This is a genomic window from Corynebacterium sp. TAE3-ERU30 (assembly GCF_019209925.1).
Taxonomy (GTDB): Bacteria; Actinomycetota; Actinomycetes; order Mycobacteriales; family Mycobacteriaceae; genus Corynebacterium; species Corynebacterium megadyptis.
The window spans coordinates 111,909-138,536 of sequence record NZ_JAHUTO010000004.1; the positions used below are offsets into that span (position 1 = coordinate 111,909).

General features: G+C 64.9%; 20 protein-coding genes. 13 read left to right on the forward strand and 7 right to left on the reverse strand.

Annotated features, from left to right (window positions below; genetic code table 11):
- Nucleotides 1–3: 3 nt before the first annotated feature.
- From KR227_RS08755 to KR227_RS08770, 4 genes are all read right to left on the reverse strand, one after another.
- Nucleotides 4–1,398, reverse strand: a complete 1,395-nt coding sequence (locus KR227_RS08755; RefSeq protein ID WP_218364988.1) for a YibE/F family protein — start codon at nucleotides 1,396–1,398, stop codon at nucleotides 4–6.
- Nucleotides 1,399–1,573: 175 nt separating this feature from the next.
- Entirely contained in the window at nucleotides 1,574–2,842 is a 1,269-nt protein-coding gene (locus KR227_RS08760) for a pyridoxal phosphate-dependent aminotransferase (protein ID WP_218364989.1), read from the reverse strand.
- A gap of 105 nt (nucleotides 2,843–2,947) precedes the next feature.
- Entirely contained in the window at nucleotides 2,948–3,532 is a 585-nt protein-coding gene (locus KR227_RS08765; RefSeq protein ID WP_218364990.1) for an alpha/beta hydrolase, read from the reverse strand.
- A gap of 27 nt (nucleotides 3,533–3,559) precedes the next feature.
- The gene (locus KR227_RS08770; RefSeq protein ID WP_218364991.1) at nucleotides 3,560–6,643 is read right to left on the reverse strand and encodes a heterodisulfide reductase-related iron-sulfur binding cluster; all 3,084 of its coding nucleotides are present in this window, start codon (nucleotides 6,641–6,643) and stop codon (nucleotides 3,560–3,562) included.
- A 177-nt stretch (nucleotides 6,644–6,820) separates the two neighbouring features.
- On the opposite strand from KR227_RS08770, the gene KR227_RS08775 reads away from it, so the two are divergent.
- A complete protein-coding gene (locus KR227_RS08775) occupies nucleotides 6,821–7,963 on the forward strand; it encodes an alpha-amylase family glycosyl hydrolase (protein WP_218364992.1) in 1,143 nt (380 codons plus the stop codon).
- A gap of 73 nt (nucleotides 7,964–8,036) precedes the next feature.
- Complete coding sequence (locus KR227_RS08780; RefSeq protein WP_218364993.1) at nucleotides 8,037–8,621, forward strand: nucleosidase; 585 nt, start codon at nucleotides 8,037–8,039, stop codon at nucleotides 8,619–8,621.
- A 141-nt stretch (nucleotides 8,622–8,762) separates the two neighbouring features.
- Here KR227_RS08780 and KR227_RS08785 read toward each other — a convergent pair whose 3' ends face one another.
- The 3 genes from KR227_RS08785 to KR227_RS08795 form a co-directional block, all read right to left on the reverse strand.
- Entirely contained in the window at nucleotides 8,763–10,199 is a 1,437-nt protein-coding gene (locus KR227_RS08785) for an AI-2E family transporter (protein ID WP_218364994.1), read from the reverse strand.
- A gap of 382 nt (nucleotides 10,200–10,581) precedes the next feature.
- Complete coding sequence (locus KR227_RS08790) at nucleotides 10,582–12,027, reverse strand: Na+/H+ antiporter NhaC family protein (RefSeq protein ID WP_218364995.1); 1,446 nt, start codon at nucleotides 12,025–12,027, stop codon at nucleotides 10,582–10,584.
- Nucleotides 12,028–12,052: 25 nt separating this feature from the next.
- On the reverse strand, nucleotides 12,053–13,273 hold the full coding sequence (locus KR227_RS08795; RefSeq protein ID WP_255549244.1) for a glycosyltransferase 87 family protein: 1,221 nt from the start codon (nucleotides 13,271–13,273) through the stop codon (nucleotides 12,053–12,055).
- 462 nt (nucleotides 13,274–13,735) lie between these two features.
- On the opposite strand from KR227_RS08795, the gene KR227_RS08800 reads away from it, so the two are divergent.
- From KR227_RS08800 to KR227_RS08850, 11 genes are all read left to right on the forward strand, one after another.
- Complete coding sequence (locus KR227_RS08800; protein WP_255549245.1) at nucleotides 13,736–15,502, forward strand: uroporphyrinogen-III synthase; 1,767 nt, start codon at nucleotides 13,736–13,738, stop codon at nucleotides 15,500–15,502.
- Nucleotides 15,503–15,553: 51 nt separating this feature from the next.
- Nucleotides 15,554–16,594: a porphobilinogen synthase gene (gene hemB, locus KR227_RS08805; protein WP_218364997.1), complete on the forward strand. Its 1,041-nt coding sequence runs from the start codon at nucleotides 15,554–15,556 to the stop codon at nucleotides 16,592–16,594.
- A 38-nt stretch (nucleotides 16,595–16,632) separates the two neighbouring features.
- Nucleotides 16,633–17,463, forward strand: coding sequence for a hypothetical protein (locus KR227_RS08810; RefSeq protein ID WP_218364998.1), 831 nt, complete (start codon nucleotides 16,633–16,635; stop codon nucleotides 17,461–17,463).
- Nucleotides 17,464–17,512: 49 nt separating this feature from the next.
- Nucleotides 17,513–18,010 carry a hypothetical protein gene (locus KR227_RS08815; RefSeq protein ID WP_218364999.1) on the forward strand — a complete coding sequence of 166 codons (498 nt, stop codon included), beginning with the start codon at nucleotides 17,513–17,515 and terminating at the stop codon, nucleotides 18,008–18,010.
- A gap of 3 nt (nucleotides 18,011–18,013) precedes the next feature.
- Nucleotides 18,014–20,641 carry a cation-translocating P-type ATPase gene (locus KR227_RS08820; RefSeq protein WP_218365000.1) on the forward strand — a complete coding sequence of 876 codons (2,628 nt, stop codon included), beginning with the start codon at nucleotides 18,014–18,016 and terminating at the stop codon, nucleotides 20,639–20,641.
- 25 nt (nucleotides 20,642–20,666) lie between these two features.
- Entirely contained in the window at nucleotides 20,667–21,437 is a 771-nt protein-coding gene (locus tag KR227_RS08825; protein ID WP_218365001.1) for a sulfite exporter TauE/SafE family protein, read from the forward strand.
- Nucleotides 21,438–21,536: 99 nt separating this feature from the next.
- Nucleotides 21,537–22,613, forward strand: coding sequence for a uroporphyrinogen decarboxylase (gene hemE, locus KR227_RS08830; protein ID WP_218365002.1), 1,077 nt, complete (start codon nucleotides 21,537–21,539; stop codon nucleotides 22,611–22,613).
- 18 nt (nucleotides 22,614–22,631) lie between these two features.
- Complete coding sequence (locus tag KR227_RS08835) at nucleotides 22,632–24,056, forward strand: protoporphyrinogen oxidase (protein WP_218365158.1); 1,425 nt, start codon at nucleotides 22,632–22,634, stop codon at nucleotides 24,054–24,056.
- A 54-nt stretch (nucleotides 24,057–24,110) separates the two neighbouring features.
- Complete coding sequence (gene hemL, locus KR227_RS08840; RefSeq protein ID WP_151529326.1) at nucleotides 24,111–25,424, forward strand: glutamate-1-semialdehyde 2,1-aminomutase; 1,314 nt, start codon at nucleotides 24,111–24,113, stop codon at nucleotides 25,422–25,424.
- Complete coding sequence (locus KR227_RS08845) at nucleotides 25,414–26,049, forward strand: histidine phosphatase family protein (RefSeq protein WP_218365003.1); 636 nt, start codon at nucleotides 25,414–25,416, stop codon at nucleotides 26,047–26,049. The genes hemL and KR227_RS08845 overlap by 11 nt, the downstream gene beginning before the upstream one ends.
- Entirely contained in the window at nucleotides 26,046–26,627 is a 582-nt protein-coding gene (locus tag KR227_RS08850) for a TlpA disulfide reductase family protein (protein WP_218365004.1), read from the forward strand. The genes KR227_RS08845 and KR227_RS08850 overlap by 4 nt, the downstream gene beginning before the upstream one ends.
- The last annotated feature ends 1 nt before the right edge of the window (nucleotide 26,628 follow it).

Genomic DNA, 26,628 nt, shown 5'->3' on the forward strand with positions numbered 1-26,628 from the left:
GCGCTAGGAGCTCGCGGCCTCCTCGGCGATAGCGTCCTGGTCGCGCCGGCTCTGCTCTCCCTCGCGGTGCGGCCCCACCGTCAATGCCGCAATGCCGGTGGTAATCGGCACCGCCAGGCAGAGGGCGAGGGCACCCACGGCTGAGCGCATGAGCTCGGTGGACATAATGTCCGAGGTGAGAGTATTGCTCAGCGGGCGATCCGCCACAGAGAGCAAGAGCAGCAGCGGCAGCGCCGCGCCGGTATAGGACAGCACTAAGGTGTAGACCATCGAGGCGATGTGATCGCGCCCCACCCGCATGGCGGAGGTAAACACCTGCCAGGGAGTGTTGCGCGGGTTGAGCTCATAGAGCTCGTTCACGGTGGAGGCTTGGGCAATGGTGACGTCATTGAGCACACCCAAGGCGCCGATGATGAAGCCGCACAGCATCAACCCTGGCACCGTCACATCGGGCAGGTAGAGCTGGATCAGTAGATTGTCCTCATCGCCTAGGCCGCGAATACCGGTGGTAGTAATCGCATAGCGGCCCAGTAGCGCCGCTATGAGCAAGGCGGTGAGGGTGCCGCCCAAGGCGGCCGAGGACTTCCAGTTCAAACCGTGTACCAGGTAGATCACGATGAACAATACGAGCGCTCCGGTCACTACCGATAGCCACAGCGGATCGCCGCCGCGCAGCAAGCTGGGAAGCAAGAACACGGCGATGACCACCAAGCTCACGCTCAGCCCCACCAGGGCTCGCATGCCGCGCCAGCCGCCGATAACCACAAAGCCGAGAGCGGTCAGAAGCGTCCAGAGGATGATCGGGGTTCCGCGTTGAAAATCGGAGAACGCATACTGGGTGCCGCCATTGGGGGTGTCATTAACCAGCAGGCGAATCTGATCGCCCACCTGCAGTTCCGGATCGCCAGGCAGATTGTTGGTGATTAACAGGGTGCGCATCCCGGCATCATCGCCGGAGGTGAGATCCACGATCGAGTGGGTGCAGGTGTGGTTCGGCTCGACGGGGCGGGCAGAATCGCGACTCGGTGCCCCAGGTGCCCCCGGCGCGGTGGGGCCATTGGGTGCGGGCGGTGGCGTTGGCGCTGCCGGAGCAGCCGGAGCAGCCGCGGGGGCCGTTTCAAACACCTGCCCCGAGCCGGGCGAATCACACGCCCCCTCTTGGACCACGGCGACGGTGCCATCGACCTGCTTGTGCGCGAGCGGGACGGAAAGGGCGAACCCCTCAGCGACGCTCGGTTTCTCAGCGGAGGGCCAGAGCAGCACGGTGCCGACCACCGTCAATAGTGCAGCCAGCGCCAAAGCCCCACCGAGGAACTTCTGCGCCATGCTGAATCGCGCCGTGGTATCGGCGCTGCTGGCTGATCGCTTGGATTCCGAATGCCGCGAGTGTCTGCCCATAGTTGAAAAGACTACCTTCCTGCCGTGCAGGAAATAACCCCCGCACCAGTGCAGCGCGGCGTGGGTGGGGCCGCCCCCAGTGAACAATCACCGACAGCAGCAACCCCGCCCATCCCGCGCGCGGCGGAGTGGACGGGGCGGAAAGGCGGCGAAGCGAGAGGCTGCGCCACGGACGTTATTGCTTATAGCTGGCGAGGAAGTTGCCGAGGCGGTCGATCGCTTCCTCCAGCTCGCTGGGCCAGGGGAGAGTGACCACGCGGAAGTGGTCGGGCTCCGGCCAGTTAAAGCCGGTGCCCTGCACCATCAGGATCTTCTCCTTGCGCAGCAGATCCAGCATCAACTTGGTGTCATCGTGAATGTCATAGACATTGCGATCGATCTTGGGGAATGCGTACAGCGCACCCATGGGCTTGACCACGGAGATACCGGGGATCTCGTTGAGCTTCTCATAGGCCACATTGCGCTGGCGCAGCAGCCGACCGCCCTCGGCGGTGAGGGAGTAGATGGACTGCCGTCCTCCCAACGCCACCTGGATGGCGTGCTGGGCGGGCACATTCGGGCACAGGCGCGTTCCCGCCAGCAGGTCGAGGCCCTCGATGAAGCCCTCGGCGTGATCCTTCGGGCCGGTCAGCACCATCCAGCCGGCGCGATAGCCGGCCACGCGGTAGGCCTTGGACAGGCCGTTGTAGGTGATACACAGCAGATCGGGGCACAAGGAGGCGATGGAGATGTGCTGGGCATCGTCGTAGAGAATGCGGTCGTAGATCTCATCAGCCAGCACCAGCAGCTGGTGCTCGCGGGCGATATCGGCGATCTTATTCAGCACCTCACGGGAGTACACCGCACCCGTGGGGTTATTCGGGTTGATCACCACGATCGCTTTGGTCTTTTCCGTGATCTTGGACTCGATATCCTCGATCGACGGCTGCCACTCGTTCTCCTCATCGCACAGATAATGCACCGGGGTGCCGCCGGCCAAGGAGGTGGCGGCCGTCCACAGGGGATAATCCGGGGAGGGGATGAGCACCTCGTCGCCATCATTCAACAGCGCCTGGGTGGTCATGGTGATCAGCTCGGAAACACCATTGCCCAAGTAGACATCGTCGACATCGAACTCGGGGAAACCGTGGATCATCTCATAGCGCGTCACGATCGCGCGGCGCGCCGGGATCACACCCTTGGAGGTGGAATAGCCTTGGGCGCTCGGCAGCGCGGCAATCATGTCGCGCATAATCACGTCCGGGGCTTCGAAACCGAACACAGCGGGGTTGCCGGTGTTCAGCTTCAGGATGCGGTGACCATCCATCTCGAGGCGCTCGGCCTCCGCCGCCACCGGACCGCGAATCTCGTATAGGACGTCTTTGAGTTTCTCGGACTGGTCGAACTCGCGGCGCTTCACGTCGGGGCGACGCTCGTCGCGGGGCTGATGGGTGTCATTGCTCATTGTTCCATCATGCCACTGGCCTCCGGCGCAGGAAAGTGCTGTGGGGAATCTGTGGGGCAGAATCGCCGATGGTCATAGAGGGTGGCGTCGATAAGCGCTAGGGGGTTAGGAACGGAATACGGCGTCGCGGATCTCGGGCACCTGAACCACGTTCTCACTATCACGGAAATGGCCCGCACCTGCGACGATGGTGGGTTCCACGCCGAGATGGGCGGCCACCTCATCGCTGGCGGCGGCGGGCACGAGGGAATCATTATCGGAGCGAATCACGGTGATAGAGGAGACCCGGTCACGAATTTTCTCCCACTCCACCTCCTCGCAGAAGGCACGGATCTCCGCAGGCGTGCCCTCATAGGGGCGGGCAAAGGGGGCAACCAGCACCAACGTCCCCAGCGACCACTCAGAGGTATCGCGCGTGAGATAGCGCAGCGCCGTGATCCCGCCGAGGGAGTGCGTCACCAGCCCCATCGACGTATCCAGTTCCGGCAGCTGCCGGTCGAGCACATCCTGCCACTGGCTCGGCACGGGCGCATCGGGGGAGGGAAAAGCCACCGCATCCAGCACGGCGCCGCGCATGATCCCCTCCAGCTTCAGCCACTGAAACAAACGCTTCTGTGGCGAACTATGAAAACCGTGGAGGGCGTAGACAGAACGGATAGGGGCTACCGGCTGGGCAGTTTCGAGCGACATAGCAACGACTGTACCCAGCCGCCGCGGCTATGTCTGCGTGCCGTCCTCGGAGTCGTCGTGCTGTGCGCTTGTCGACGCATCACTGCCCGCATCCCGGCCCGACATCGGTTGTGGCACGGCGGGTGGGGGAGCGGTAGGCGCGGGCACCGCAGGCTGCGGGACAGCTGGTTGTGGAGTTGCCGGCTTGGGGGTTGCAGCCTTGGGCACGGCTGCTTGTGGCGTTGCTGCCTTGGGAGTAGCTGCCTTCGGCGTTGCAGGAGTCGGTGTCGCGGGTTTCGGAACCGCGGGTGCTGGCGCTGCTGCTTTCGGCGTCGCCGGTTGGGGTACTGCGGGTTGCGGAGTAGCTGCCTTGGGTGCTGCCGGTTTGGGGGTTGCGGTCTTGGGCACGGCAGGTTGCGGAGTAGCTGCCTTCGGGGTTGCAGGTGCCGGTGTCGCGGGTTTCGGAACTGCGGGCGTTGGTACTGCTGCCTTCGGCGTTGCCGGTTGGGGCGCCGCTGCCTTCGGCGTTGCCGACTGTGGTGTCGCTGGGGTTGCTGCCTTGGGCACGGCTGCTTGTGGCGTGGCCGGCGTTGGCACTGCTGCCTTCGGGGTCGCCGGTTTCGGGGTGGCCGGCGTTGGTACCGTTGCTTGCGGAGTAGCCGGCTGGGGCGTTGCTGCCTTCGGCGTCGCGGGTGTCGGGGCTGCGGGTCGGGGCGCTGCTGGGGTGGCTGGCGCCGGCGTCGAGGGCTTCGGCACCGCGGGAGCCGGGACGGCCGCTTGGGGTGCGGCAGCCTGCGGGCTGGCTGCCTTCGGCGTCGCTGGAGTGGGCGCGGCCGGCTGTGCCGCCGGTGGAGTTGCAGCCTTCGGTGCTGCCGGGGTCGGCGCGGCAGGGGTCGGGGCAGCAGGAGTCTGTCCCGCATCCTCGGCGGCGTGGGACTCGGGGCCGGGAAGAGGTACGTTCTTCGTGGCAGACCGCGGTGCGGCCACACGGGTGGGGCGCTCGAGGAACGCCTTGGGACGGGCGGGCGGCAGGGCGCCGTCAATGGTGATGGAATCGCGCATCAGCTGGGCGACATCCTTAATCACCGGGGCGTTGCCCTGCTTGTTGGCGGTGGCTTTCACCCCGGCACCCAGCATGGTGTTACAGAAGGGGCAGCCCACGGCGATGGTCTCGGCGCCGGTCGCCACGGCCTCGGCCGCGCGGTTATCGCTGATGCGCTGGCCGATGTTTTCTTCCATGAACATGCGGGCGCCACCGGCGCCGCAGCAGAAGCCATCGTCGCGGTTGCGCGGCATCTCCCGCAGCTCCATACCGGTGGATGCGAGCAGCTCACGCGGCGGATCAAATACCTTATTATGGCGCCCCAGGAAGCAGGGGTCGTGGTAGGTGAGGGGGCGGCGGTTCTCCGGGCCGCGGGGCACCGGGGTGATCAGCTTCTCGCGCACCAAGCGGTTGAGCAGCTGGGTGTGGTGGAACACGTCATAGTGGCCGTCGAAGTCCGGGTATTCATTGCGCAGCGTGTTAAAGCAGTGGGCGCAGCTGGTGATGATCTTGCGCTGCCGCGGCGGCACACCATCAAATACCTGGTTGAGAGTGCTCACATTCTGCTCGGCGAGGGTCTGGAAGAGCAGCTCATTGCCAGCGCGGCGCGCCGGGTCGCCGGTGCAGGTTTCGTCCTGGGCGAGCACCGCGAACTTCACCCCGGCCGTATGCAGCAGCTCCACGATGGCGCGCGAGGTTGCCACACCATCCTCGTCGAGAGAGCCGGCGCAGCCCACCCACAGCAGGTATTCGGTGTCGGAAAAGTCGGCGACATCCTCGCCAAAGATCGGCACCTCGATGCCGTCCTTGCGGGCGCGCTCAATCCATGCACGACGATCGCGGGAGTTGCGGCCCCACGGGTTGCCCTTGTTCTCCAGGTTCTTAAACAGCCCCGTCAGCTCGGAGGGGAAGGCGGATTCTTCGAGCACCTGGTAGCGGCGCAGGTTCGCCACGTGGTCGATGTGCTCAATATCCACGGGGCACTGCTCAACGCAGGCGCCACAGTTGGTGCACGACCACAGCACATCCTCAGTCACGGCCTGGTTGGCGCCGACGAGCTTCAGCACATCCACGCCGTCGTGGCTGTCCTCTGGGGTGAGATCGGCGTGGAGGGCGGCGTCGCGAAGCGACATCATGAGTAGCTTCGGCGAAAGCGGCTTCTCGGTGTTCCACGCGGGGCACACCGCCTGGCAGCGGCCGCATTCGGTGCAGGTGGCCGAATCGAGCAGCATCTTCCACGAGGCATCGCCGACGGTGCCGGTGCCGAGGCTGGCAGGTTCGCTCTGCTCGAGATCGGCGAGCCGGAGAGGACGCGGGCCATCCATCAGGGGGCTGAGCGCGCCAAGGGAGGGACTGCCGTCGTAGTTGCGGGTCAAGAAAAGATTGAAGAATGCGAGAATGCGGTGCCAGGACACGCCCCAATGCAGGTTGCGTCCCACCACGATCAGCCACGTCATGCCGGTGAGCAGCTTGAATAGGGCGAAGCCGCTGACCATGAGCGGTGCGGCCGGCAGCAGCTGGGACAGAGGACCGGTCACCCAGTCTGTCCACGGCGAATAGCCGCCATAGGTGGCGATGGCGCCGGCCTTGACCAGCAGAATACCGAGGCCTTCGAGGAAGACCACTGCCTCCACGAAATGCGCGGCGGTGGCGTTCGAGCCATAGAAACGATCGACGCGGTTGGCGCGGCCCACGCGCAGGCGAGTGATGAACAGAAAGAGAATGCCCACGACTGTGCCCAGCCCAAGGACTTCCTCGAGCAGCCGGTAGACGCGCAGCTCATGCAGCCACGGCCAGCCGCCGGCGGGATTGAAGGTTTGGATATAGGCCTCAAACCAGACCACCACACCAAATAAGAACCCCACCATCACCAGCCAGTGGGCAATCGCCACCGCGGGTTTGGGCATCATTTCGCCATGCCCAAACACCTTGCGCAGCACCTGGAAGGCACGGCTAAAGGGGCGATCGGTGCGGGTGGTGGTGGGCGTGCCCCGGGAGACGAAGCGGACAATGCGCCAGCACCCGTGCAGAAATACCGCCCATGCGGGCAATGACAGCACGACGCCCGCAATCCCCAAAAGGGTAGTCATGGTTGTTTCCCGTTCAGCTTCGGCAGTAGTCCCTCGCATTTTAGCTTTAGGACGCCGCCATGCGGTTGTCAGCACTGCCTAAGCGATACGCCCAGACTCGGGGCGAGAACTCACTAAGCTGGAGGGAGGAAACACCACGACAGCGATGTCACTAGCGAAGGATCCAGAGAAAAAACGATGCCCAACATTATTTGGCAGATTTATCCGCTCGGCTTCACCGGCGCCCCCGTGCGCCCCAGCGAGGGAGAGCGCGAGACCACCCCGCGGCTGCGCCATATCTGTAATTGGCTGGACTATGCCGCCGAGATCGGCGCGGACACCATTCTGCTGAACCCGATCTTCGAATCCGCCACCCACGGCTATGACACCATCGACCATCGGAAGATCGATACCCGCCTCGGCACGGACGAGGATTTCGATCACCTCGTGAAGGTGTGCCGCGAGAAGAACCTTGAACTGGTGCTCGACGGGGTGTTTAACCATGTTGCTGAAAGCCACGAGTTAGCCACTGCGGGGCATGTCAGCGGCGGCGACTTTGAAGGCCATAGCGATCTGCTGGAGCTGGACCACTCCTCCCCCGAGGTGGAGGACTATGTGGTGGATGTGATGTGCCACTGGCTCGAGCGCGGCATCTCTGGCTGGCGCCTCGACGCCGTGTATGCCACCGATCCGGAGTTCTTTGCCCGCGTCACCACCCGGGTGCGTGAGCGTTTCCCGCACGCCTGGTTTGTGGGCGAGATGATTCACGGCGACTACAACGACTATGTGGCCAAGGCGCATCTGGACTCGATCACCCAATATGAGCTGTGGAAAGCCATCTGGAGCTCCATCAAGGATCGGAACTTCTACGAGCTGGAGTGGACGCTGAAACGCAACGCCGAGCTCACCTTCACCCCGATGACCTTCGTGGGCAATCACGACACCACCCGCATCGCCAGCCAGGTGGGGGAGCACGGTGCCGCTATCGCCGCGGTGTTGCTCTACACCCTGCCGGGTATCCCCGCCATCTATTACGGCGATGAACAGGGCTTTACCGGGGTGAAAGAAGAGCGAGTTGGCGGCGACGATGCCGTGCGGCCCACCGTGCCCGGCTCCCCGGAGGAACTCCACGAGATCGGGAAGTGGATGTATGCGCTGCATGAGCAGCTAGGACGGCGTCGACAAGCCCAGCCCTGGATCAAGGACGCCCAGGTAGAGATCACCGATATCGACAACGCGGTGCTCGCCTACCGGGTATTCGATGAGAACAACAGCATGAACGTGCGTGTGGAGCTGGACCCGCCGCGGGCAGAGATCGACGGCGAATCCGTGGGGCTCTAGGGCTAGTGGGGTACGGCCGCGGCAGGGAAGAATCCCGCGGTGCTGATCGCGGTTCTTGCTAGACTCCAACTCTATGACGCACATCGTAGAGTCCCGGCCCCTTATTGTTTCCGCAACGAAAGAGGAGGCCGCTTATCTGCCCGAGGATGTGCCGGTACTGGTCACCGGCATCGGCACCCTCGCCGCCGCAATCAAGCTCACCGCCCTGCTCGCCGAGGCCCGCGCCGAAGGGCGCACCCCCTCGCGGATCATCAATATCGGCACCGCGGGTGGTCTCAAGGACGGCGTCTCTGGCGTATTCGAGATCGCCACCGTATTCAAGCATGATCTCGACCGCGATGTCTTTGAAGACGCCACCGGCCGCGGCTGGGGCGAGCCCTATGAGCTGAAGAAGGTCGGCCCGCTGCCCGCGGCGGGGCTGGCCACCGGCGATAGCTTTATTCGCGACTCCGAGACGCGCGCCCGGCTGGGCCACTATGCCGAGCTGGTCGATATGGAGGGCGTCGCCTTCGTGGAGGTCGCGCGCTTCTTCGATATTCCGATCACCCTGCTCAAGCAGGTCAGCGACTCTGCGGACGAGAACGCCGCCACCACATGGTTCGACGTGGTCGATCACAGCGCCAAGGAGATCGCCGCCGTGGTGGGGGATTATCTCTAAAAAGCCGCAGCCAGCAGACTAGGCCCTAGTTACCTAGCCCAAGCGCGGGACGTCCTGCTTACGGGACACCTGCGCGGTGGCGCCCGAAAAAGCACCGCCGGAGAGTACGTTTCCGGCGGTGCTGTGCTGTGTAGCGAGGGGTTAGTCCTCGTCGTCCTGGCTCTTCTTTGCCTCCTTGGTGGACTGCAAGGAGCTTTCCTTGCGGGTGCCCAAGGCCAGCATCTTCTGCCGGATGGTCTCGAAACTTTGCAGGCCTTCCGATGATTGATCGCCCTTGGCGGTGGCGATCTCGATATCGTCGGCGGTGATCTCGCCGGCGCGCAGCGCCACCAGATCAGAGTGATAGCGCAGCCAGACCGCGAGGGTGGCTGCCACCGGCACGGCCAAGAAGGCGCCGATGATGCCGAAGAGGGTAGAGCCCACGGTCACCGACAGCAGCACGATCACCGGATGCAGATTCATGGCCTTGGACTGCAGGATCGGGGAGAGCACATTGCCCTCCAGCTGCTGCACGATGAGGATTAGCGCCAGCACGGCAATGGCCGTGCCCACACCATTGGACACCAGCGCAATCAGCACCGCGATCGTGCCGGCAGAGATCGCACCCACGATGGGGATGAAGCCGGCGAAGAAGGTGATGGTGGCCAAGGCCAAGGCCAGCGGCACCTGCAGAATGAGCAGGCCGGCGCCGATGAGCACGGCATCCACCAGCGACACGATGGCCTGGGCGCGGATGAAGCCCGCGAGGGTATTCCAGGTGCGGGTGAGCACCTCGCTCAAGTGCCAGCCGGCGTTGTGCCCGGCATAGCGGCGCACGAAGGGCAGGAAACCGGTGCCGTCCTTGAGGAAGAAGAAGGTGAGCACGAGCATCACCACGAAGGTGACCGCGATGGAGGAGGCGGCAGACAAACCGCTGAACACGCCCGAGGTGATCTGGCTGGACTGCTGCTGCAGGCGCGAGGCCACCTGATCCATCAGCCCATTGAATTGCTCCAGCCGCAGATTCAGCGGCGGGCCCTGGACCCAGTCGACGAGCTGATCCGCGCCGCGGCGTGCTTCTTTCCACAGCACTTGGCTTTGCGACGTAATGCTCGGGGCGATGGCAGCAATAACCCCACCGAAGATCGCGAAGAAGCCCAAAATCACCAGCAACGCGGACAGCCCAGCGGGAACCTTCTTGCTGCGAAGCCAGCGCACCGGCGGCCACAGCACCGTGCAGAGAAGAATAGCCAAGAGGATCGGGAGCAAACCGACCCAGATTTTGGCCAGACCGAACCACAGCAGGGTAGCGGCAATCACAAGAATGACGAAGCGCAGGGCCCAGCCAGCCAACCAGCGGCCATCCGAGCCGAGAATCGCGCCGCGATCAACCTCGTCGCTGGATTCCTCGCCGCCCTCGCTCAGCGGTGCGGGGCTGGGATTAGCCGCCGAAGTATCGCTGGCGCGCTCTGTAGCCGTGGAGCCAGAGTGGCCGGACTGCGCCGCCTCTGCCTGAGTGGCCGCGTGGCGCGGGCGATGCTCCACATCGTCGAAGGTGTCGGTGACCTCGTCGAGGCCATCGTAGGGCTTATCGTTCATTCCATCTCTTTCGCAGTGGGACGCGACATCGGACATATAAGGTCGTTCACGCGCGCTAGACAACCGAGCGCGGATATCGCGTTAAGGGAATAAAAAGGCTGCTCAGAGTAATCACAGGGCGTTCCATGTGCTGGGAATGGGAGCAGCGTAAGACACATTCTATGGACTAGGCCAGCACAACGCTAAATGGAGCGAGCAGTACGAGTTAGAGCGCGAGCCCTTCTGAGCAGGTGTGGCATCCCGCTCGACAGAGCTGCGAAGAGCTGCGGGACGTTGCGGGGAGCTGCGGAGCGCCGCAGCGAAAAATAGGCCCCGCCACAGCCTGTCCCGAGTGTGGGAGCAGGTGCGGGCGGGGCCGTGCGGTCGAGGCGAGAAGCCTGAACTAGAGGACCATCGCTGCGATCCAGCCTGCGGCCATGAGCGGCAGGTTGAAGTGCAAGAAGGTGGGGATCACCGAGTCGCGGATGTGATCGTGCTGGCCATCGGCGTTCAAACCGGCCGTGGGGCCAAGGGTGGAGTCCGAGGCAGGGGAGCCGGCATCACCCAGCGCACCGGCGGTGCCGATGATGGCCACCGTGGCCAGCGGGGAGAAGCCCAGCTCCATACACAGCGGAACGTAGATGGTGGCGATGATCGGCAGGGTAGAGAAGGAAGAGCCGATACCCATGGTGACCACCAGGCCTACGGCCAGCATGACGAGCGCGGCCACGCCCTGGTTGCTGCCGAAGGCAGTGGTGGCGTCTTCTACCAGGGTGGTCACATGCCCGGTTTCCTTCATCACCGCGGCAAAGCCCTGGGCGGAGATCATGATGAAGCCGATGATTGCCATCATCTTCATGCCATCGGTAAAGACATCGTCGGCTTCATTCCACTTCACCGCGCCGGTGATGAGGATGATGGACAGGCCCACCAAGGCGCCCACCAGCAGAGAGTTGGATTCGGCGCCCATGGCCTGCATGACCACCTGGATGGCAAAGGTGGCCACGATGGCGATGAGGGCCACGATGATCTGATAGGTGCTGGCCCGCGGGGTGGTGGCGGATTCCACCTCCACCTCAGTGACGGCGGGTGCCGCCGTGGAGCCGGTAGCCGGGGTGGACGGCTGGGTGCGGGTTTCTGCGGGGCGGGAGGTGTCCTCGCCAAGAACCGGCAGATCCTCGTAGTGGCGGCGGCCGCGGTAGCTGATAAAGAGGGCGATGAGCAGACCGATGAACATGCCGAGTGCCGGGATGCCCATGGCTTGCATGATGTTGATCCCCGAGGTGTCCATGCCGGCGTCTTGAATATTGCCCAGCAGGATGTCATTGAGGAAGATATTGCCGAAGCCCACCGGCAGGAACATATAGGTGGTGACGAGGCCGAAGGTCAGCGTGGTCGCCACCGCGCGACGGTCCAGGCCGATGCGGTTGAACACGGTGAGCAGCGGCGGGATGAGCAGCGGAATAAAGGCGATGTGCACTGGGATGAGGTTCTGCGACATCACCGCCATGGCGAAGATACCCAGGATCAGTGCCCACTTGGTGGTGGTTTCTGCCCGTTCGGAGGCTTCGCCGGCCGAGCGATCCATTTTCGTGATGATCCAGTCCGCCAACATCTTGGGCAGACCGGTGCTGGCGATGGCCATGGCGAAGGCGCCGAGCAGCGCATAGCTGAGCGCGATACTGGCGCCGCCCGCCAAGCCGTCCTGGAAGGCGAGCATGGTGCCATCGACCCCCAGACCACCAATCAGTCCACCGACGAGGGCGCCGATGAAGAGGGCTAGCACGACATGGACGCGGCTGACAGCCAAGACCAGCATGACGATGACCGCAACTAATACTGCATTCACGCGACTGATCTTAGAGTAGCGTTATTTATTTCTTAGGATTCACCCCTTGATGGGGCACGGGCGTGACGGGCGTCTCCTCCGCAGCGTGGCTGCCCTGGGCCAAGGGCCGGTAGAGCACCCACAACACCGCGATGCACACCACGGTCCACCACAGGTAGCTATTGCCCACCACGTGCCAGAAGAGGTTCCACTCCCCGCCGAACTCGGGGATGGGAGTAAAAGCCTTCGGCTCGAGCAGGAAGCAGCAGAATCCCGCAGCAGCACATACTTTCCAGATAACGCGCATCCGGCTGCTGAAGCTATCGCGGGTGGCGGGGTGCGTCACCCGCAGTGTCACGGCGATAACGAGCAGCGGAATCCACACCCAGTGGTGGGTCCAGGACACCGGGCTGGCCAGCAGCGCGATGAAGCTATTGGCCGCGAGGGCTTCGAAGGGGGCGTGGGCGTGGAAGAGTCGCACCATCAGCGCGGCCACCACGGCGATGGTGATGAGGGCCAGCAGCAGCCACAGCGTGGAGCCGGAGGTGTCATCGCGCAGCCCCGCCCGCCACAATGCGCCGTTGAAGGACTGGTTGGCCGGAAAATCCATGTTGCCGATGCGCCCCGTGGCGGAGAGCGTATCCAGCCAGTAGGTGCGCGAATCCTGCGGCAGAATCACCCAGGCAATCCCCGTAAGCCCTAGGGTGCCGGCCCCCATGCGCAGAATCGAGGCCCAGTCGCGCTGCAGCAAAAACCAGAGACCAAAGACCGCTGGGGTGAGTTTGATGGCCACGGCCGCGCCGGTGAGCACGCCCCGCCAGCGCCGCGGCAGAACCATGGTGTCCACGATGATCAGCGCGATGAGGAAAATATTGATCTGCCCGTAGACCACGGTGGACCAGATGGGGCCGATCGGCACCAGCGCTGCCGTGGTGGCGAGCGCCAGCCACGATCCGGTGGAAGAATCCACGGCGGCGAAGCGGGTGATGATCAGCCGCGTCAGCGCGAAGAGCACGGCCACATTGGCGAGGGTGATACACACCGAGGCCACCGTGTGTGAACCGAAGGTGAGCGGCACAAAGAGCAGCGCGGAGATCGGCGGATAGGTAAAGGGCAACACCACATCCGGGGTGATCTGAAACGCCCCGCTATACAGCTCCTGGCCGTCGAGCACCCGCTGGGCGCCCACGCGGTAGACCTCCATGTCCACGCGATAGCGCAGGCCGCGGTCATTATAAAAAGCATAGATGAGGGACGCGGCCATCATCAGTACGAAGACCACCTTGTGCCATCGCAAAAAAGAGATATGGCGAGGTGTGCCCGACACGGCTGTGGCGGAGAGCGCGCCGCGATCGGCAGGGTTAAGGGCGGGGAGCATCGGCAACGAACCTTCAGGGATGTCACGAACTACGACTGAAGCCTTTATATTAAGCCACGTCGATAGCTACGAGGTGCGGCTTGTGAGCAAGCAGGGTGGCGTCGATAAGCGTCGGCGGGATCACCGGCACAGAGGGGACCCCAGTACATGGGCCCGTGGGTGGGCGTGGTATAAGGCGATTTTTCACAGGCCGATTCATGCTCTACCCTTTACCTAGCATGTGGACGAACCTCTTCGCCGATAAGGACCGCGTATTTCTAGGCCCGCGAACGGTCGAAGGGGTTATTTCACGTCCCACGACGTATACCTTGTGATCCCACCCCATCCGCCGCGCCAAAAGAAAAGAAGTAGATGACAGCTCAGGACTTGCAGGCCGACGATCGCGCTAGTGAGCAGACCCGCGTTAGCGAGCCTGCCGCTGGGGTGAACGGTGCGACCGTTCTTTTTGTTGGGGCTGGCCCCGGCAACCCCGAGCTGCTCACCGTGCGGGCGCGCGATGTGTTGAGCCACACCGTCTACGCCTTGGTTGATGAGGTAGTACTGCCGGGCGTGCGCGATATTGTGGGGCAGTCGCTGAGCGTGCCGCAGGCCAAGATCGACCAGTGGAATGATGAGTATGAGGCCGCCTGCGCCGCCGCGAAGGCCAAGGGGGCGCGCCGCAAGCCGCCGAAGCCGCCGCAGCCCGGGGCAGGGGAGATCACCGAGGTCACCGCTATTATCGACGCCGCCTCGCAGGAGGATTCGGCCACCGAGCCCAGTGTGCACGCCAGTGTGGATTGGCTCGAAGAGAAGGTGCGCCAAGGCCATGACGTGATCCGGCTCGTGGCCGGTAATCCGCTGTCTAATGATCACACCCTGCGGGAGATCAACGAGGTGTCGCGCCGCGGCATCGAATTCCAGGTAGTGCCGGGCATGTCGCTGCCGGCGACCGTGCCGTCTTTCGCCGGTATCGCCACGGGATCGACCTATACCGAAACCGATGTGGCCGCCACCGATGTGGACTGGGATCAGCTGGCCGAGGCGCCGCAGCCGCTGGTGCTCACCGCCACCCAAGATGATCTGGCCACCATCGCCACCGAGCTGAGCGAGCGCGGCATGGCCGCCAATACCCCGGTATCGGTGACGGTGCATGGCACCACGAGGCTGCAGCGCACCCACGACACCCAGCTAAACACCCTCGGCAAGCTGAACGGGGAATTCCCCGGCCAGCTGGTGGTCACGATCGGGCGCGGCGTGGATGCTCGCTCGAAATACTCCTGGTGGGAGACCCGCCCGCTTTATGGATGGCGGGTGCTGGTGCCGCGGGCGAAGGCGCAGGCGGCGGACATGTCCACCCGCCTGGCCAGCCACGGCGCTATCCCCCAGGAAGTGCCCACCATCTCGCTGGAGCCGCCGCGCAACCCCGCCCAGATGGAGCGCGCCGTCAAGGGCATTGTGGAGGGGCGCTACCAGTGGATCGTGCTCACCAGCGTCAATGCCGTGGATGCGCTGTGGTCGAAGCTGCAAGAGTTCGGCCTCGATGCCCGCGATCTCGCTGGGGTGCGTATCGCCGCGGTGGGCAAGAAGACCGCCGCTGCCATCCGCGTCTGGGGTATTAGCCCCGAGCTGATGCCGCACGAGAAGCACCAGAACGCCCATGGTTTGGTGGAGGTATTCCCCGAGTATGACGAGGACCTCGACCCCGTGGGCCGGGTGCTGCTGCCGCGCGCCGACATCGCCACCGATGTGCTGGTCGATGGTCTCAAGGCCAAGTTCTGGGACGTCGATGATGTGGTGGCCTACCGCACCGTACGCGCCGCCCCGCCCTCGGCGGATGTCCGCGACATGATCAAAACGGGCGGCTTCGATGCCGTGTGCTTCACCTCCTCGTCCACGGTGCGCAATCTCGTCGGCATCGCCGGCAAGCCGCATCAGCGCACCATCATTGCCTGCATTGGCCCGATGGCGGCCGCCACCGCCAAGGAGCTGGGGCTGCGCGTGGATGTGGTGCCGGAGGAAGCGAGCGTGCACAACGTGGTGGACGCCCTGGCCGATCACGTGGCCCAGTTGCGGGCCACTGACCAGCTGCCGCCGCCGCGAAAGAAGCGGCGCAGCCGGAAGAAAGCAACGAAGAAGTAGACAAGCGCGCGGGTAGTCCCCCGCGCGCTGTCGCGCGTTAAGGTAGGAAGCATGTCTGAGTTTTCCGAGAATACTGCTGGGGCCCGCGACGCACACTACGATGCCGGACTGCTCCGCCGTCCGCGCCGTCTACGCAGCTCATCGACTATGCGTGAGCTCGTGGCCGAGACCCGCTTGCACCCGAGTGATCTGATCTTGCCGATGTTTATCGCCGATAAGATCGACGCGCCGAATGAAATCTCTTCCATGCCGGGGGTGTACCAGCACACGGAAAACTCCCTGCTGCACGCCGTGGAGGAGGCCGCCGAGGCGGGGGTGCGCTGCATCGACCTCTTCGGCGTTCCGGTGGAGGACAGCAAAGACCATAACGGCTCGCAGAGCTGGGCCGAGGACGGCATCCTCAACCGCGGAGTGCGGGCAGTACGGGAGCGCTTCGGCGACGATGTGCTGGTGATGGCCGATACCTGCCTCGATGAGTTCACCGATCACGGCCACTGTGGGGTGCTCACCACTGATCGCTTCGGGGCCACCGTGGTGGATAATGACGCCACCCTGCCCTGCTATCAGCGCATGGCCGTGGCCCAGGCCGAGGCGGGCGCCCACATTGTGAGCCCCTCCGGCATGATGGATGGCCAAATTTCCGCCATCCGCGCGGCCCTCGATAGCGCCGGCTTCCAGGACGTGGCCATCATGGCCTACTCCGCCAAGTATGCCTCCGCCTTCTTCGGCCCCTTCCGCGATGCTGTGGGCTCCTCCCTGCAGGGGGATCGCCGCACCTATCAGCAGGATCCCGCGAACTTCCGCGAATCCCTGCTGGAGGTCGATCTGGATGTGGCAGAAGGCGCCGACTTCGTGATGGTCAAGCCCGCCCTGCCCTATCTGGATGTGCTGGCCGCCGTTAAGGAGCGCGTGGAGGTGCCCGTGGCCGCCTACCAGGTCTCTGGCGAGTACGCCATGATTCACGCCGCCGCCCGCAATGGCTGGATTGATCTCGACGCCGTGATGATGGAATCCGCCCTGTCCATTAAGCGCGCCGGCGCCGACCAGATTCTCACCTACTTTGCCGTGGACCTCGCCCGTAGCTGCGGCTAAAGACGAGACCAGACACCCCAGAGCCAGATAGGTCAGCTGTGCACAACCACACCCCAGCACCACCACCCAGCAGCCCCGGCGGGATGGGCGGTCAGCCCACGCCTGGCGGCCAGCCCGTCCCCGATGCGCCGCCGCCGGAACGCCCCAGCGGGCTCGGTGAGCCAGAGCGCCAGCCGCAGCCGCCGCAACCAGAGCGCCCTGGTGATCGCACCCCACGCACCCCGCGCCGCGGCCCCTCGCGTCCCTGGGACTCGCAGCCGGACCCCCAGCCCTCCCACGGGCCGGCGGGACCAGGTAGCGATCAGCGCCAGCAGCCGCCACAGGGCGGGCGCCCGGCCGGTGAGGAGCCGAAGAAGCGGCCGGAATCGATCGACCTCGCCGTCAAGGTGTGGTGGGTGCTGATTATCGCCGAGGTGCTGCGGCATGTGGTGCTGGTGCTCACCACCGCCATGAACCCCCGCGAGGTCGCCTCCCAAGTGATCTCCACCATGGACTCGGAGCAAGTGTCCCAGCTAGAGAACCTGGGAGATACCGCCCTGAACCTGGCAGTGATCGGCTACTACGTGGTCATCATGCTCTTTGCCTTCGCGATCTTGGCCATTGTGGCGTGGATGGTGAATGTGATCGCCCGCGCTCGGGAGAAAGCGCCCAGCGCGAAGCGCCTGCTCACCTTCTTTGGTATCTACTTCACCATTCGGGCGCTGTTCGTGTTCTTCTCTCCGCCGCCGATGTCCGATCCGAACTCGGTGCAATTCCTCATCGACGGCTCCCTGCAAATTGTGGTGGGCGTGGCCGCGGTTCTGGGCTTGGTGTTCTTCTCCCGCCCCGAGTCGAAGACGTGGATCGAACCCACGGAGACCGAGCGCTAGCGGCCCCGCCGCTGCTTTGCCCGACCCCTTGCTGTTGAAGGATATCGCCATGACTCACCCCGCCTCGGCCCCGCAGCCAGTAGCCCCCACCAGTATTCGGGTGGGATTTTTCCTCCTGCTCGCCGGGGCGGCGCTGATGATCCTCGCCGGGCTGGTGGTCACTACCGCCGGCTATCAGGGGGATCCCGCTGCGCCGCTGGAGTTCCAAGACAGCGTGGTGCGTAATCAACGCATCGTCGGCTTCTTTAATATGGTGTTAGGGCTGGTGATAGCGGGCCTCGCCGCGCAGCTGCACTCCGGTTCCATCCGCTCGCGCCGCATCCTTTTGCTCGTGCTCGCCATCGTCATCGTGCTCGACGTGATGGCCTTCGTTTTCCGCTTCGTCGGGCTATCCTTCGGGCTGATACCGATGGTGCTGGCGCTCGGTGGGCTGGCCATCTTCCGCCCCACGGCAAATGACTATGTGGCCGCCTGCAGCGCGTGGCGGAAAAAACGCGCCCAGAATTCTCATCCCGAGTCCGCCCCTGATCGCGAGAGCGAGGAGTAAATAATGAGCCCCCTGAGTAATGGCAGTCGCGCCGATCTCAGCCCGGCCGCCCTACGCGCGGACTGGCGAGATATGGACGAGGCCATCAAAGAGGCCAAAAAAGCGGCCAGCCTCGCCGGATTGAACACCGATGCCTCCTCCTCTGATCTCGCCTCCCAGCGTCTCGCCTCCCGCGAGGGCTCGGAGCTCATCTCCTTTGCCCTCGAGCTACAAGGACTCTCCTCGGCCGCCGCGGCACGGGATGTGGAACAGGCACTGGAGTGCATCGACGGGGTGCGGGCCTCGCTGATCTACACCAACTCGATCGCGTGGATCACCGCGCCCACCAGCATCCCGCCCGAGACGATCATTGAGAAGCTGGCCAATATGGGGGTGCGGGCCGAGCTCACGGAAGGCTCGCTGCGTCGTCGCGCGGACCGCCTCATCGCCCCGCCGGTGCACCACGCGCAGCGGCATCCGCACCGCAGCTCCCTGCTGGAGCGGATCAAAGGCACCAAGCAGGCACTCACCGAGGCCAACCCCGAAAACCGGCACCTGGGTCTCACCCTGGAGCGCAACGATAATGCCGATGTGCTCTTCACCGCCCGCGGGCTGGTCACCCTCGATCGGCTGCTGGTGAGCCTCGTTCTCACCATCCCCATCTTGGTCTTTAGCTATGTGCCCTCCCTGCAGATCAACTACTGGCAGTGGATCAGCTTCGCGCTATCTATCCCCGTGGTCACCTGGGGCGCCTGGCCCTTCCACCGGGCGGCGCTGGGGGGATTGCGGCGGAAGATGTCCGCGCTGGACGCGGCCAGTGCGGCCGCCATTATCGCCGCCTTCGGCTGGTCCATGATCATGCTCTTTTTCACCCCGGCCGGCTCGATCGGCTGGACCTCCGAACCGCGCTGGTTCGCCTATAACTACCCCTCGATCCTCGATGGAGAGCTCTTCCTAGACGTGGCCTGCGGCATGACGGTGCTGCTGTTGGGCGGGCGCATCGCCATGCGCCACTCCCGCTCCAACTTGGTGGAAGACGCCCGCCGCGAGCACGAGGGCACCATGTATGAAGTCACGGTGGTGCGCAAAGCCGGCCCTCGCGCCGCCGCCGTCAAACAGGTGGTGCCCGTGCAGGAGCTGCGGGTGGGCGATGACATCCTGGTGCCCACCGGCGGGGTGATTCCCTGCGATGGCCGCGTTGTCGGCGGCGCGTCCACGGTGGCTTCGGGGCTGCTGCGCTCGGCAGTAGATAGTGATGACGGCCACCAGGACGCCCGCACCGTGAAGGTGAATTCCAAAGTGTATGCCGGCTCCACCAACCTGGGCGGGCCGCTGAAGATTCGCGTCCGCCACTCCGGCTCCGCCACCCGGCTGGCCGCGATGCTGCGCTGGATCGACGAGTCCACGGCCGTGCAAAACCACTCCGCACAGCTGGCCACCCGGTCCGCCTCCCTCTTGGTGCCCTGGGCAGTCACCATCGCCATCGTGGATTTTTGTATGTGGCTGCTCATCCGCGGGAATTACAATGTCGCCTTCGCCACGGCGCTCGCCATACTCGCCTGCGTGGCGCCGGTGTCTCTCGCCATTTCCGCACCACTGGCCACCCGCTATGGCATCGAGTCGGGTGCCCGCAAGGGCCTGCTCATTCGTAACTCCGAGACCATCCGCGTGATGGAGCGGGTCAATACCGTGATCTTCAACCGCGTGGGCACCCTGACCAAGGACACCATGTCGGTGGAAACCGTGATCGCCAGCGATCGCGAGAACCCCGAGCTGGTATTGCGTGTGGCTGCGGCGCTATCGATGGAGTCCGATCACCCGGTGTCGAAGGCCCTGGTCAAGGCCGCCCGCGAGGCCCGCGACCGCGGGGCCGGCGGCGAGGAGATTCCGCACTGGATCGATGTCTCCCAAGCCCATGTGGATGAGCACGGCACCTTCACCGGGCTCGTGGAAATCCCCATCGAGGTCGCCCGCGGGAAAACGGAGCTGCGCCAGGTGGAGGCCTCGTTGTGGCGTCCGCGCGATGAGTCCGATCTCGAGGGCCGCCTGGCCCTAGCGATTTCTGCCGGCGGCACCCCGCTGGTGGTCAATTGGAAGGGCAAACCGCGTGGCGTAATCACCATGCACTCGGATCCCAAAGACGATGCCATGGACGCCATCGATGAGCTAGAGACGATGGGCATTGAAACCGTCATGCTCACCCGCGACGCCTATCCGGTGGCGCGCCGCCTGGCGAACTTCATGGGCATCTCCAAGGTGCTCGCCGGCATCGCCCCGGCGAAGAAGACCGTCACGGTCCGCAGCGTCCACACCCGCGGCAACGTGGTGGGCATGGTGGGCGATGAGTCCGTGCGCGGCCCGCTCAACGTGGCCGATGTGGGCCTGCTCGTCCAGCCCGGCGATGATTTCGATGTGCCCGAGGCCGATGTGGTGATCCTGCGCCAGGACGTCTCCGCCATCCCCGAGGCCTTCAACCTAGCGCGCCGCGTCGGTGCCCTCGTGGACCGCAACCTCATGTTCGCCTGGGTGTATAACATCACCGCCATGCTGCTCGCCGCCGCCGGCTTGCTGCACCCCATGGCCGCCACCGTGCTCATGCTCACCAGCTCCTTCATCACGGAGTGGTCCTCCCAGCAGGCGCGACGCTTCTAGCGTATCGACGCCTACCCTAGACACCATGATCCTTCTGACCATCGTCGTTGGCCTCGGGGTGGGGCTCGTGGTGGGCGCATTGGGTGCCGGCGGCGGTATCCTCTCCGTGCCCGCCCTCATCTTCCTGCTGGGCTTCGCCCCGCACGATGCCACCTACGGATCCCTCATCATCGTGGCCACCACGGCCGCGTTCTCCCTTGTCGGCCACGCCCGCCACGGCACGGTGGCGTGGCGTCGCGGCGCCAGCTTTGGCCTGCTCACGGTGCTGGGCTCCTTCCTCGGCGGGCGGGTATCGGTGCTGGTGAACCCCGATCTGCTCCTGGTGCTCTTCGCGGCGCTCTTGGCTGTGGTGGCCGGTTATATGGGCTGGCGGGGGCTGCGCGATCGCGCCCAGCCCGAGACCACCGCGGCAACACCGGCGCCCTCTCGCCCCTGGTGGCTGGTGGTGGCATTGGCCTGTGCCACGGGTTTTCTCACCGGGTTCTTCGGCGTCGGCGGCGGCTTCATCGTGGTGCCCGTGCTGGTGCTGGCGCTCGGCATGCGGATGCAACAGGCCGCCGGAACCTCCTTGGTGATTATGATTATCAGCGCTCTGGCGGGGCTGGCGGCGCGAGTGGGTACCGACTTCGGCGGAGACTATCTGACCGTGCTGATCTTTACCGCCGCCTCGGTGGTGGGCGGCATCCTGGGCGAGCCGCTGACCCGGCGGGTGCGCCCCTACCAGCTCACCTTGGCCTTCGCCACGCTGCTGGCCGTGGTGGCTGCGGCGACCGCCCTGGAAACCGTGCTCGGCTGAGCCCGCGCCGCGCCCGCGCCGGGCCCGCAGGGCAGCCGTGCTCCGGCAAGGGGCAACTCGCTAGCGACGTGTCCTACGGGTAGGGCATGATGGAACACTATGACAGATTCCGCCTCTGCCCGCCGCCGCTCGATCCCTTCCGCACCGTTGCTCGCCGCCGCGCATGGCCGCACTCCCAGCCGCACCCCGGTGTGGTTCATGCGCCAGGCAGGGCGGTCGCTGCCGGAATATCGCAAGGTGCGCGAGGGCATCGCCATGCTGGACTCCTGCTTCATGCCGGAGTTGCTGGCCGAGATCACCCTGCAACCGGTCCGCCGGCATGATGTTGATGCTGCGATCCTCTTCTCCGATATTGTGGTGCCGCTCAAGGCCGCGGGCCTCGATATCGATATTGTGCCCGGCCGCGGGCCCGTGGTGGAGCAGCCGATCCGCTGCGCCTCGGATATTTCGGCGCTGCCGATTCTCGATCACGATGTGGAGGAGATCGTCGAGGGCATTGGCCTGATCCTCAATGAGCTCACTGATCAGCAGGCCCTCATCGGCTTTATCGGCGCCCCCTTTACTCTCGCCAGCTATCTCATCGAGGGTGGGCCCAGCAAAAACCATGAGCAGACCAAGGCCATGATGCACGCCGATCCCGAGAACTGGCATGCGCTCATGCGCCGCATCGTGCCCACCGTGCTGGGCTATCTTGATACCCAGGTGCACGCCGGCATCGACGCCATGCAGCTCTTCGATTCCTGGGCCGGGTTCCTCAGCCAGCGCGACTACCGCGAGTTCGTTCTGCCCTACTCGCAGGAAATCTTCGCGCATATCGAGCAATATGACATTCCGCGCATCCACTTCGGCGTGGGCACCGGCGAGCTGCTGGGTGCGATGGCCGAGGCTGGCCCCGAGGTGGTGGGCGTGGATTGGCGCGTGCCGCTTGACGACGCCGCCTCGCGCATCCGTGCCGCCGCCGGCCCCAAGGTGCTCCAAGGAAACTTGGACCCCGCCATGCTCTTTACCTCGCCAGAGGTGATTTCTTCCGAGGTGCAGCGCATCACGGGCGAGGCCCAGCGGGCCATCGCGGCCGGGGATGCCACCGGCCATATCTTCAACCTGGGACACGGGGTGCTGCCCAGCACCAACGCAGAGATGATCACGCGCGCCGTCGAGATCATCCACGAGACTTAGGAAGTGACATCAGCAACCATGAAGTACGCCATTGTCGGTGCCGGTCTCGCCGGCCTCACCGCAGCCTATGAGCTGAACAAGCACGATAGCTCCGCGCAGATCGATGTGTATGAGGCCGCGGACCGGATCGGCGGGAAGCTGTTCACGGTGCCCTTCGCCTCGGGGCCGACGGATATGGGTGCTGAGGCATTTCTCAACCTGCGCCCAGATATCAAGGAGTTCGTGGCGGAGCTGGGGCTCAGCGATAGCCTGCGCTACCCCTCCGGTCTCAGCTCGCTGGTGTACTCGGGAGAGGAGCTGCATCCGCTGCCTCGCGGCGGGGCGATGGGAATTCCCGCCACCGCCGCCGAGATCCGGGAGCTGATTTCCGCCGAGACGGCTGCCCGCATCGACGCTGAGGGCGAGCAGGAGCCCATCGCGTGGACGGTGGGGCAGGACCTCAGCGTCGGAGAGCTGGTGCGCCAGCGCTATGGCGATGATGTGGTGGATCATGTGCTCAGCTCGCTGCTGGGCGGGGTGTATTCCTGCCAGGCCGATGACCTGGGCGTGCGCGCCACCATCCCAGCGCTGGCGGGTACCTTCGACGCCATGGTCGAGGCGGGGGAGAAGGTCACGCTCTCGGGGGCGGTAAAGAAGATGAATGAGCAGCGCGCCGCCGCGCGTGCGGCCCGCAGCGACGCCCCGGCCACCGAGCCGACTCCGATCTTCGCCACCTTCGATGGCGGCTATGCCACCTTCTATGAGGCGCTGGCTGAGCGCTCCGGGGCGAGGATCTTCGTCGATGCCTTCATCACTGGCCTGCAGCGCTGCGAGGGCGGGCTGCGCCTCATAGGCGGCGAGGACGAGGTCTACGACAAGGTCATTATGGCCACCCCGGCACCCACTACCGCGCTGTTGCTGAAGCAGCACAACCCGGCAGCGGCGGCCGCGGCCAAGCAGGTCGAGCTGGCCGGCTCGGTGGTGGTGGGCATGAAGTTCGACGATGCCACCGGCCTACCCGATAACTCCGGCATCCTCATCGCCGCCGATGAGCCGAATGTGCACACCAAGGCCTTTACGCTCTCCTCGAAGAAGTGGCCGCACCTGGCCGCCCGCGGCGGGGCGCTGGTGCGCGCCAGCTTCGGCCGCTATGGCGATGATTCCTACCTGCGCACTGATGAGGACCAGCTGGTGGACTGGGCCCTGGACGATCTGCAGGCCATCACCGGCTTCGATGGTCGCGCTGCCGGGCTGAGTGAGATCTACACCCAGTACTGGTACGGCGGGATCCCGCGCTACTCCCACACCCACCTCGATACCGTTGCCGCCGTGCAGGAGGCCCTTGCCGCTGATACGGATGTGGCGGTCACCGGAGCATGGATCGGCGGCGTGGGTGTGCCCGCCGTGGTGGCCCATGCGCGCTCCACCGCCCGCGCGCTTCTGGGTGTGTCCGAGCGGCTGTAGGGGTGGAAGTGGGCGTCGATAAGCGTGCTGCTGGAGACGTCTACAATGAAGCACATGACTTTTAGCACCTCGCACTCCGCTGAGTACTTTGATCGCGCGCAGAATCTCATCCCTGGCGGGGTGAATTCTCCGGTGCGGGCCTTCGGCTCCGTGGGAGGCCAGACCCGCTTCATCGACCACGCCCACGGCTCCACGCTGGTGGATGTGGACGGCAATGAATACGTGGATCTTTTCTGCTCCTGGGGGCCGATGCTGCTCGGGCACAACCACCCCGCCATCGTGGAAGCCGTGAAGAAGGCCGTGGAGAAGGGGCTGTCCTTCGGCGCGCCCACCCTCGGCGAGGTCGAGCTGGCCCAGACCATCGTGGATCGCACCTCGGTGGACGAGGTACGCCTGGTGAACTCCGGTACCGAGGCCACCATGTCGGCGGTGCGCCTGGCCCGCGGCTTTACCGGCCGGTCGAAGATCATCAAGTTCGAGGGCTGCTATCACGGCCACGTGGATGCGCTGCTTGCCGCCGCCGGCTCGGGTGTGGCCGATTACTCCCTGCCCGGCAGCCCGGGTGTCACCGGTGCCTCCGCCGCCGATACCATCGTGGTGCCCTATAACGACATCGAGGCGGTGCGCGCCGCCTTCGCCGCCCACCCGGAGGATATCGCCTGTGTGATCACCGAGGCCGCCGCCGGCAATATGGGCACCGTCGCCCCGGTGGAGGGCTTCAACCAGCAGCTCAAGACCCTGTGCGGCGAGTATGGCGCGCTGCTGATCATGGACGAGGTGATGACGGGCTTCCGCACCTCCTACCAGGGCTGGTACGGCGTCGATGGCGTGGCCGGCGATCTCACCACCTTCGGCAAGGTGGTCTCCGGCGGGCTGCCCGCCGCGGCCTTCGGTGGCCGCCGCGACATCATGGAATACCTAGCCCCGCACGGCCCCGTGTACCAGGCAGGCACCCTCTCCGGTAACCCGGTGGCGGTGGCCGCCGGTAAGGCCTCGCTGGATAATGCCAGCGCAGACATCTATGACACGGTGCGCGCCAATGCCGATCAGCTGGCCAGCCTCACCCACGCGGCGCTGGACAAGGCTGGAGTGGCGCACCACATTCAGCGCGCCACCACCATGATGTCGGTGCGCTTCGCCGAGGGCGAGGGCCACAATTTCGCCGATATGCAGGGCGCCGATACCTTCCGCTACCCGGCCTTCTTCCACGCCATGCTGGAGCACGGCGTGCACCTGCCGCCGAGCGTGTTTGAAACCTGGTTCGTCTCGACCGCCCTGAGCGACCGCGACTTTGAGACCATCGAGAAGGCCCTCGCAGCGGCCGCCGAGGCAGCGGCCGCCGCCACCCCAACCAAGGATGGAGCCTAACGTGGCCAGCACCCCCGAGACCACCATTGTGCACCTGGTCCGCCATGGTGAGGTGCACAATCCGGAGCGCGTCCTCTATGGCCGCCTGCCCGGCTATCACCTATCGGAGCGGGGCCGGGCCCAGGCGGCCGCCACCGCCGCCTCCTTCGCCGGCCATGACGTGACCCAGCTGTATAGCTCCCCGCTGCAGCGCACCCGCGAAACCTCCGAGCCCTTTCAGCAGGTCACGGGCCGTGAGCTGCAGACCAATGAGGGCCTGCTGGAGGCCGGCAATCGCTTCGAAGGCTTGCGCATCAAATCCTGGCGCTCCCAGCTGTGGAACCCGGTGCGCTGGCCGCTATTGGTGGATCCGCGCGTGCCCTCCTGGGGCGAGCCCTATGAGCACATCGCCGAGCGCATGATGGACACCATCGCCGATATTCGCGAGCGCGCCGCCGGGCATGAGGCCATTGTGATCAGCCACCAGCTGCCGATTGTCTGCGTGCAGCGCCATCTGCAGGGCCTGCCGCTGCATCACAACCCCGCCCTGCGCCGCTGCAACCTGGCGTCCGTGACCTCGCTGGTCTTCCACGGCGAGGAGATCATGGACATGCACTACACCGAACCTGCACGGGACATCTCATGAAGCGCACTACGGCACTGATTCTGAGCCTGGTGGCGGCCGCCGCCACGGCCACCGCCTGCAGCACCGGCGATGATGCCGTGGCCGTGGGTGGAACCTTCTCCTTCGTGGCCCCCGGCGGCGAAACCGATATCTACTACCCGGAAGAGGAGCGCGCCCCCATCGGCACGCTCAAGGGGCCCTCGCTGCTGGACGAGAACACAGAAATCTCCCTGGACGACTACGAGGGCCAGGTGGTGGTGCTCAACGCCTGGGGCCAGTGGTGTGCTCCCTGCCGCTCCGAATCAGATGATCTGCAGCGGGTGCAGGAGGATATCGAGCCCCGCGGCGGCACCGTGCTGGGCATCAATGTCCGCGACCACAATGTGCAGCTGCCACGGGACTTCGTGAAGGACAATGGGGTGAGCTATCCCTCCATCTACGATCCGCCCTTCAAATCGGCAGTGGCGCTCGGCGGTTTTCCCGCCACCGTGATCCCCACTACCATCGTGCTGGATAGACAGCACCGCCCCGCACACGTGTTCCTGCGAGAAGTCACGGACACCGAGCTGCTCGAGGCAGTGAACCAAGAACTGAGCTAAG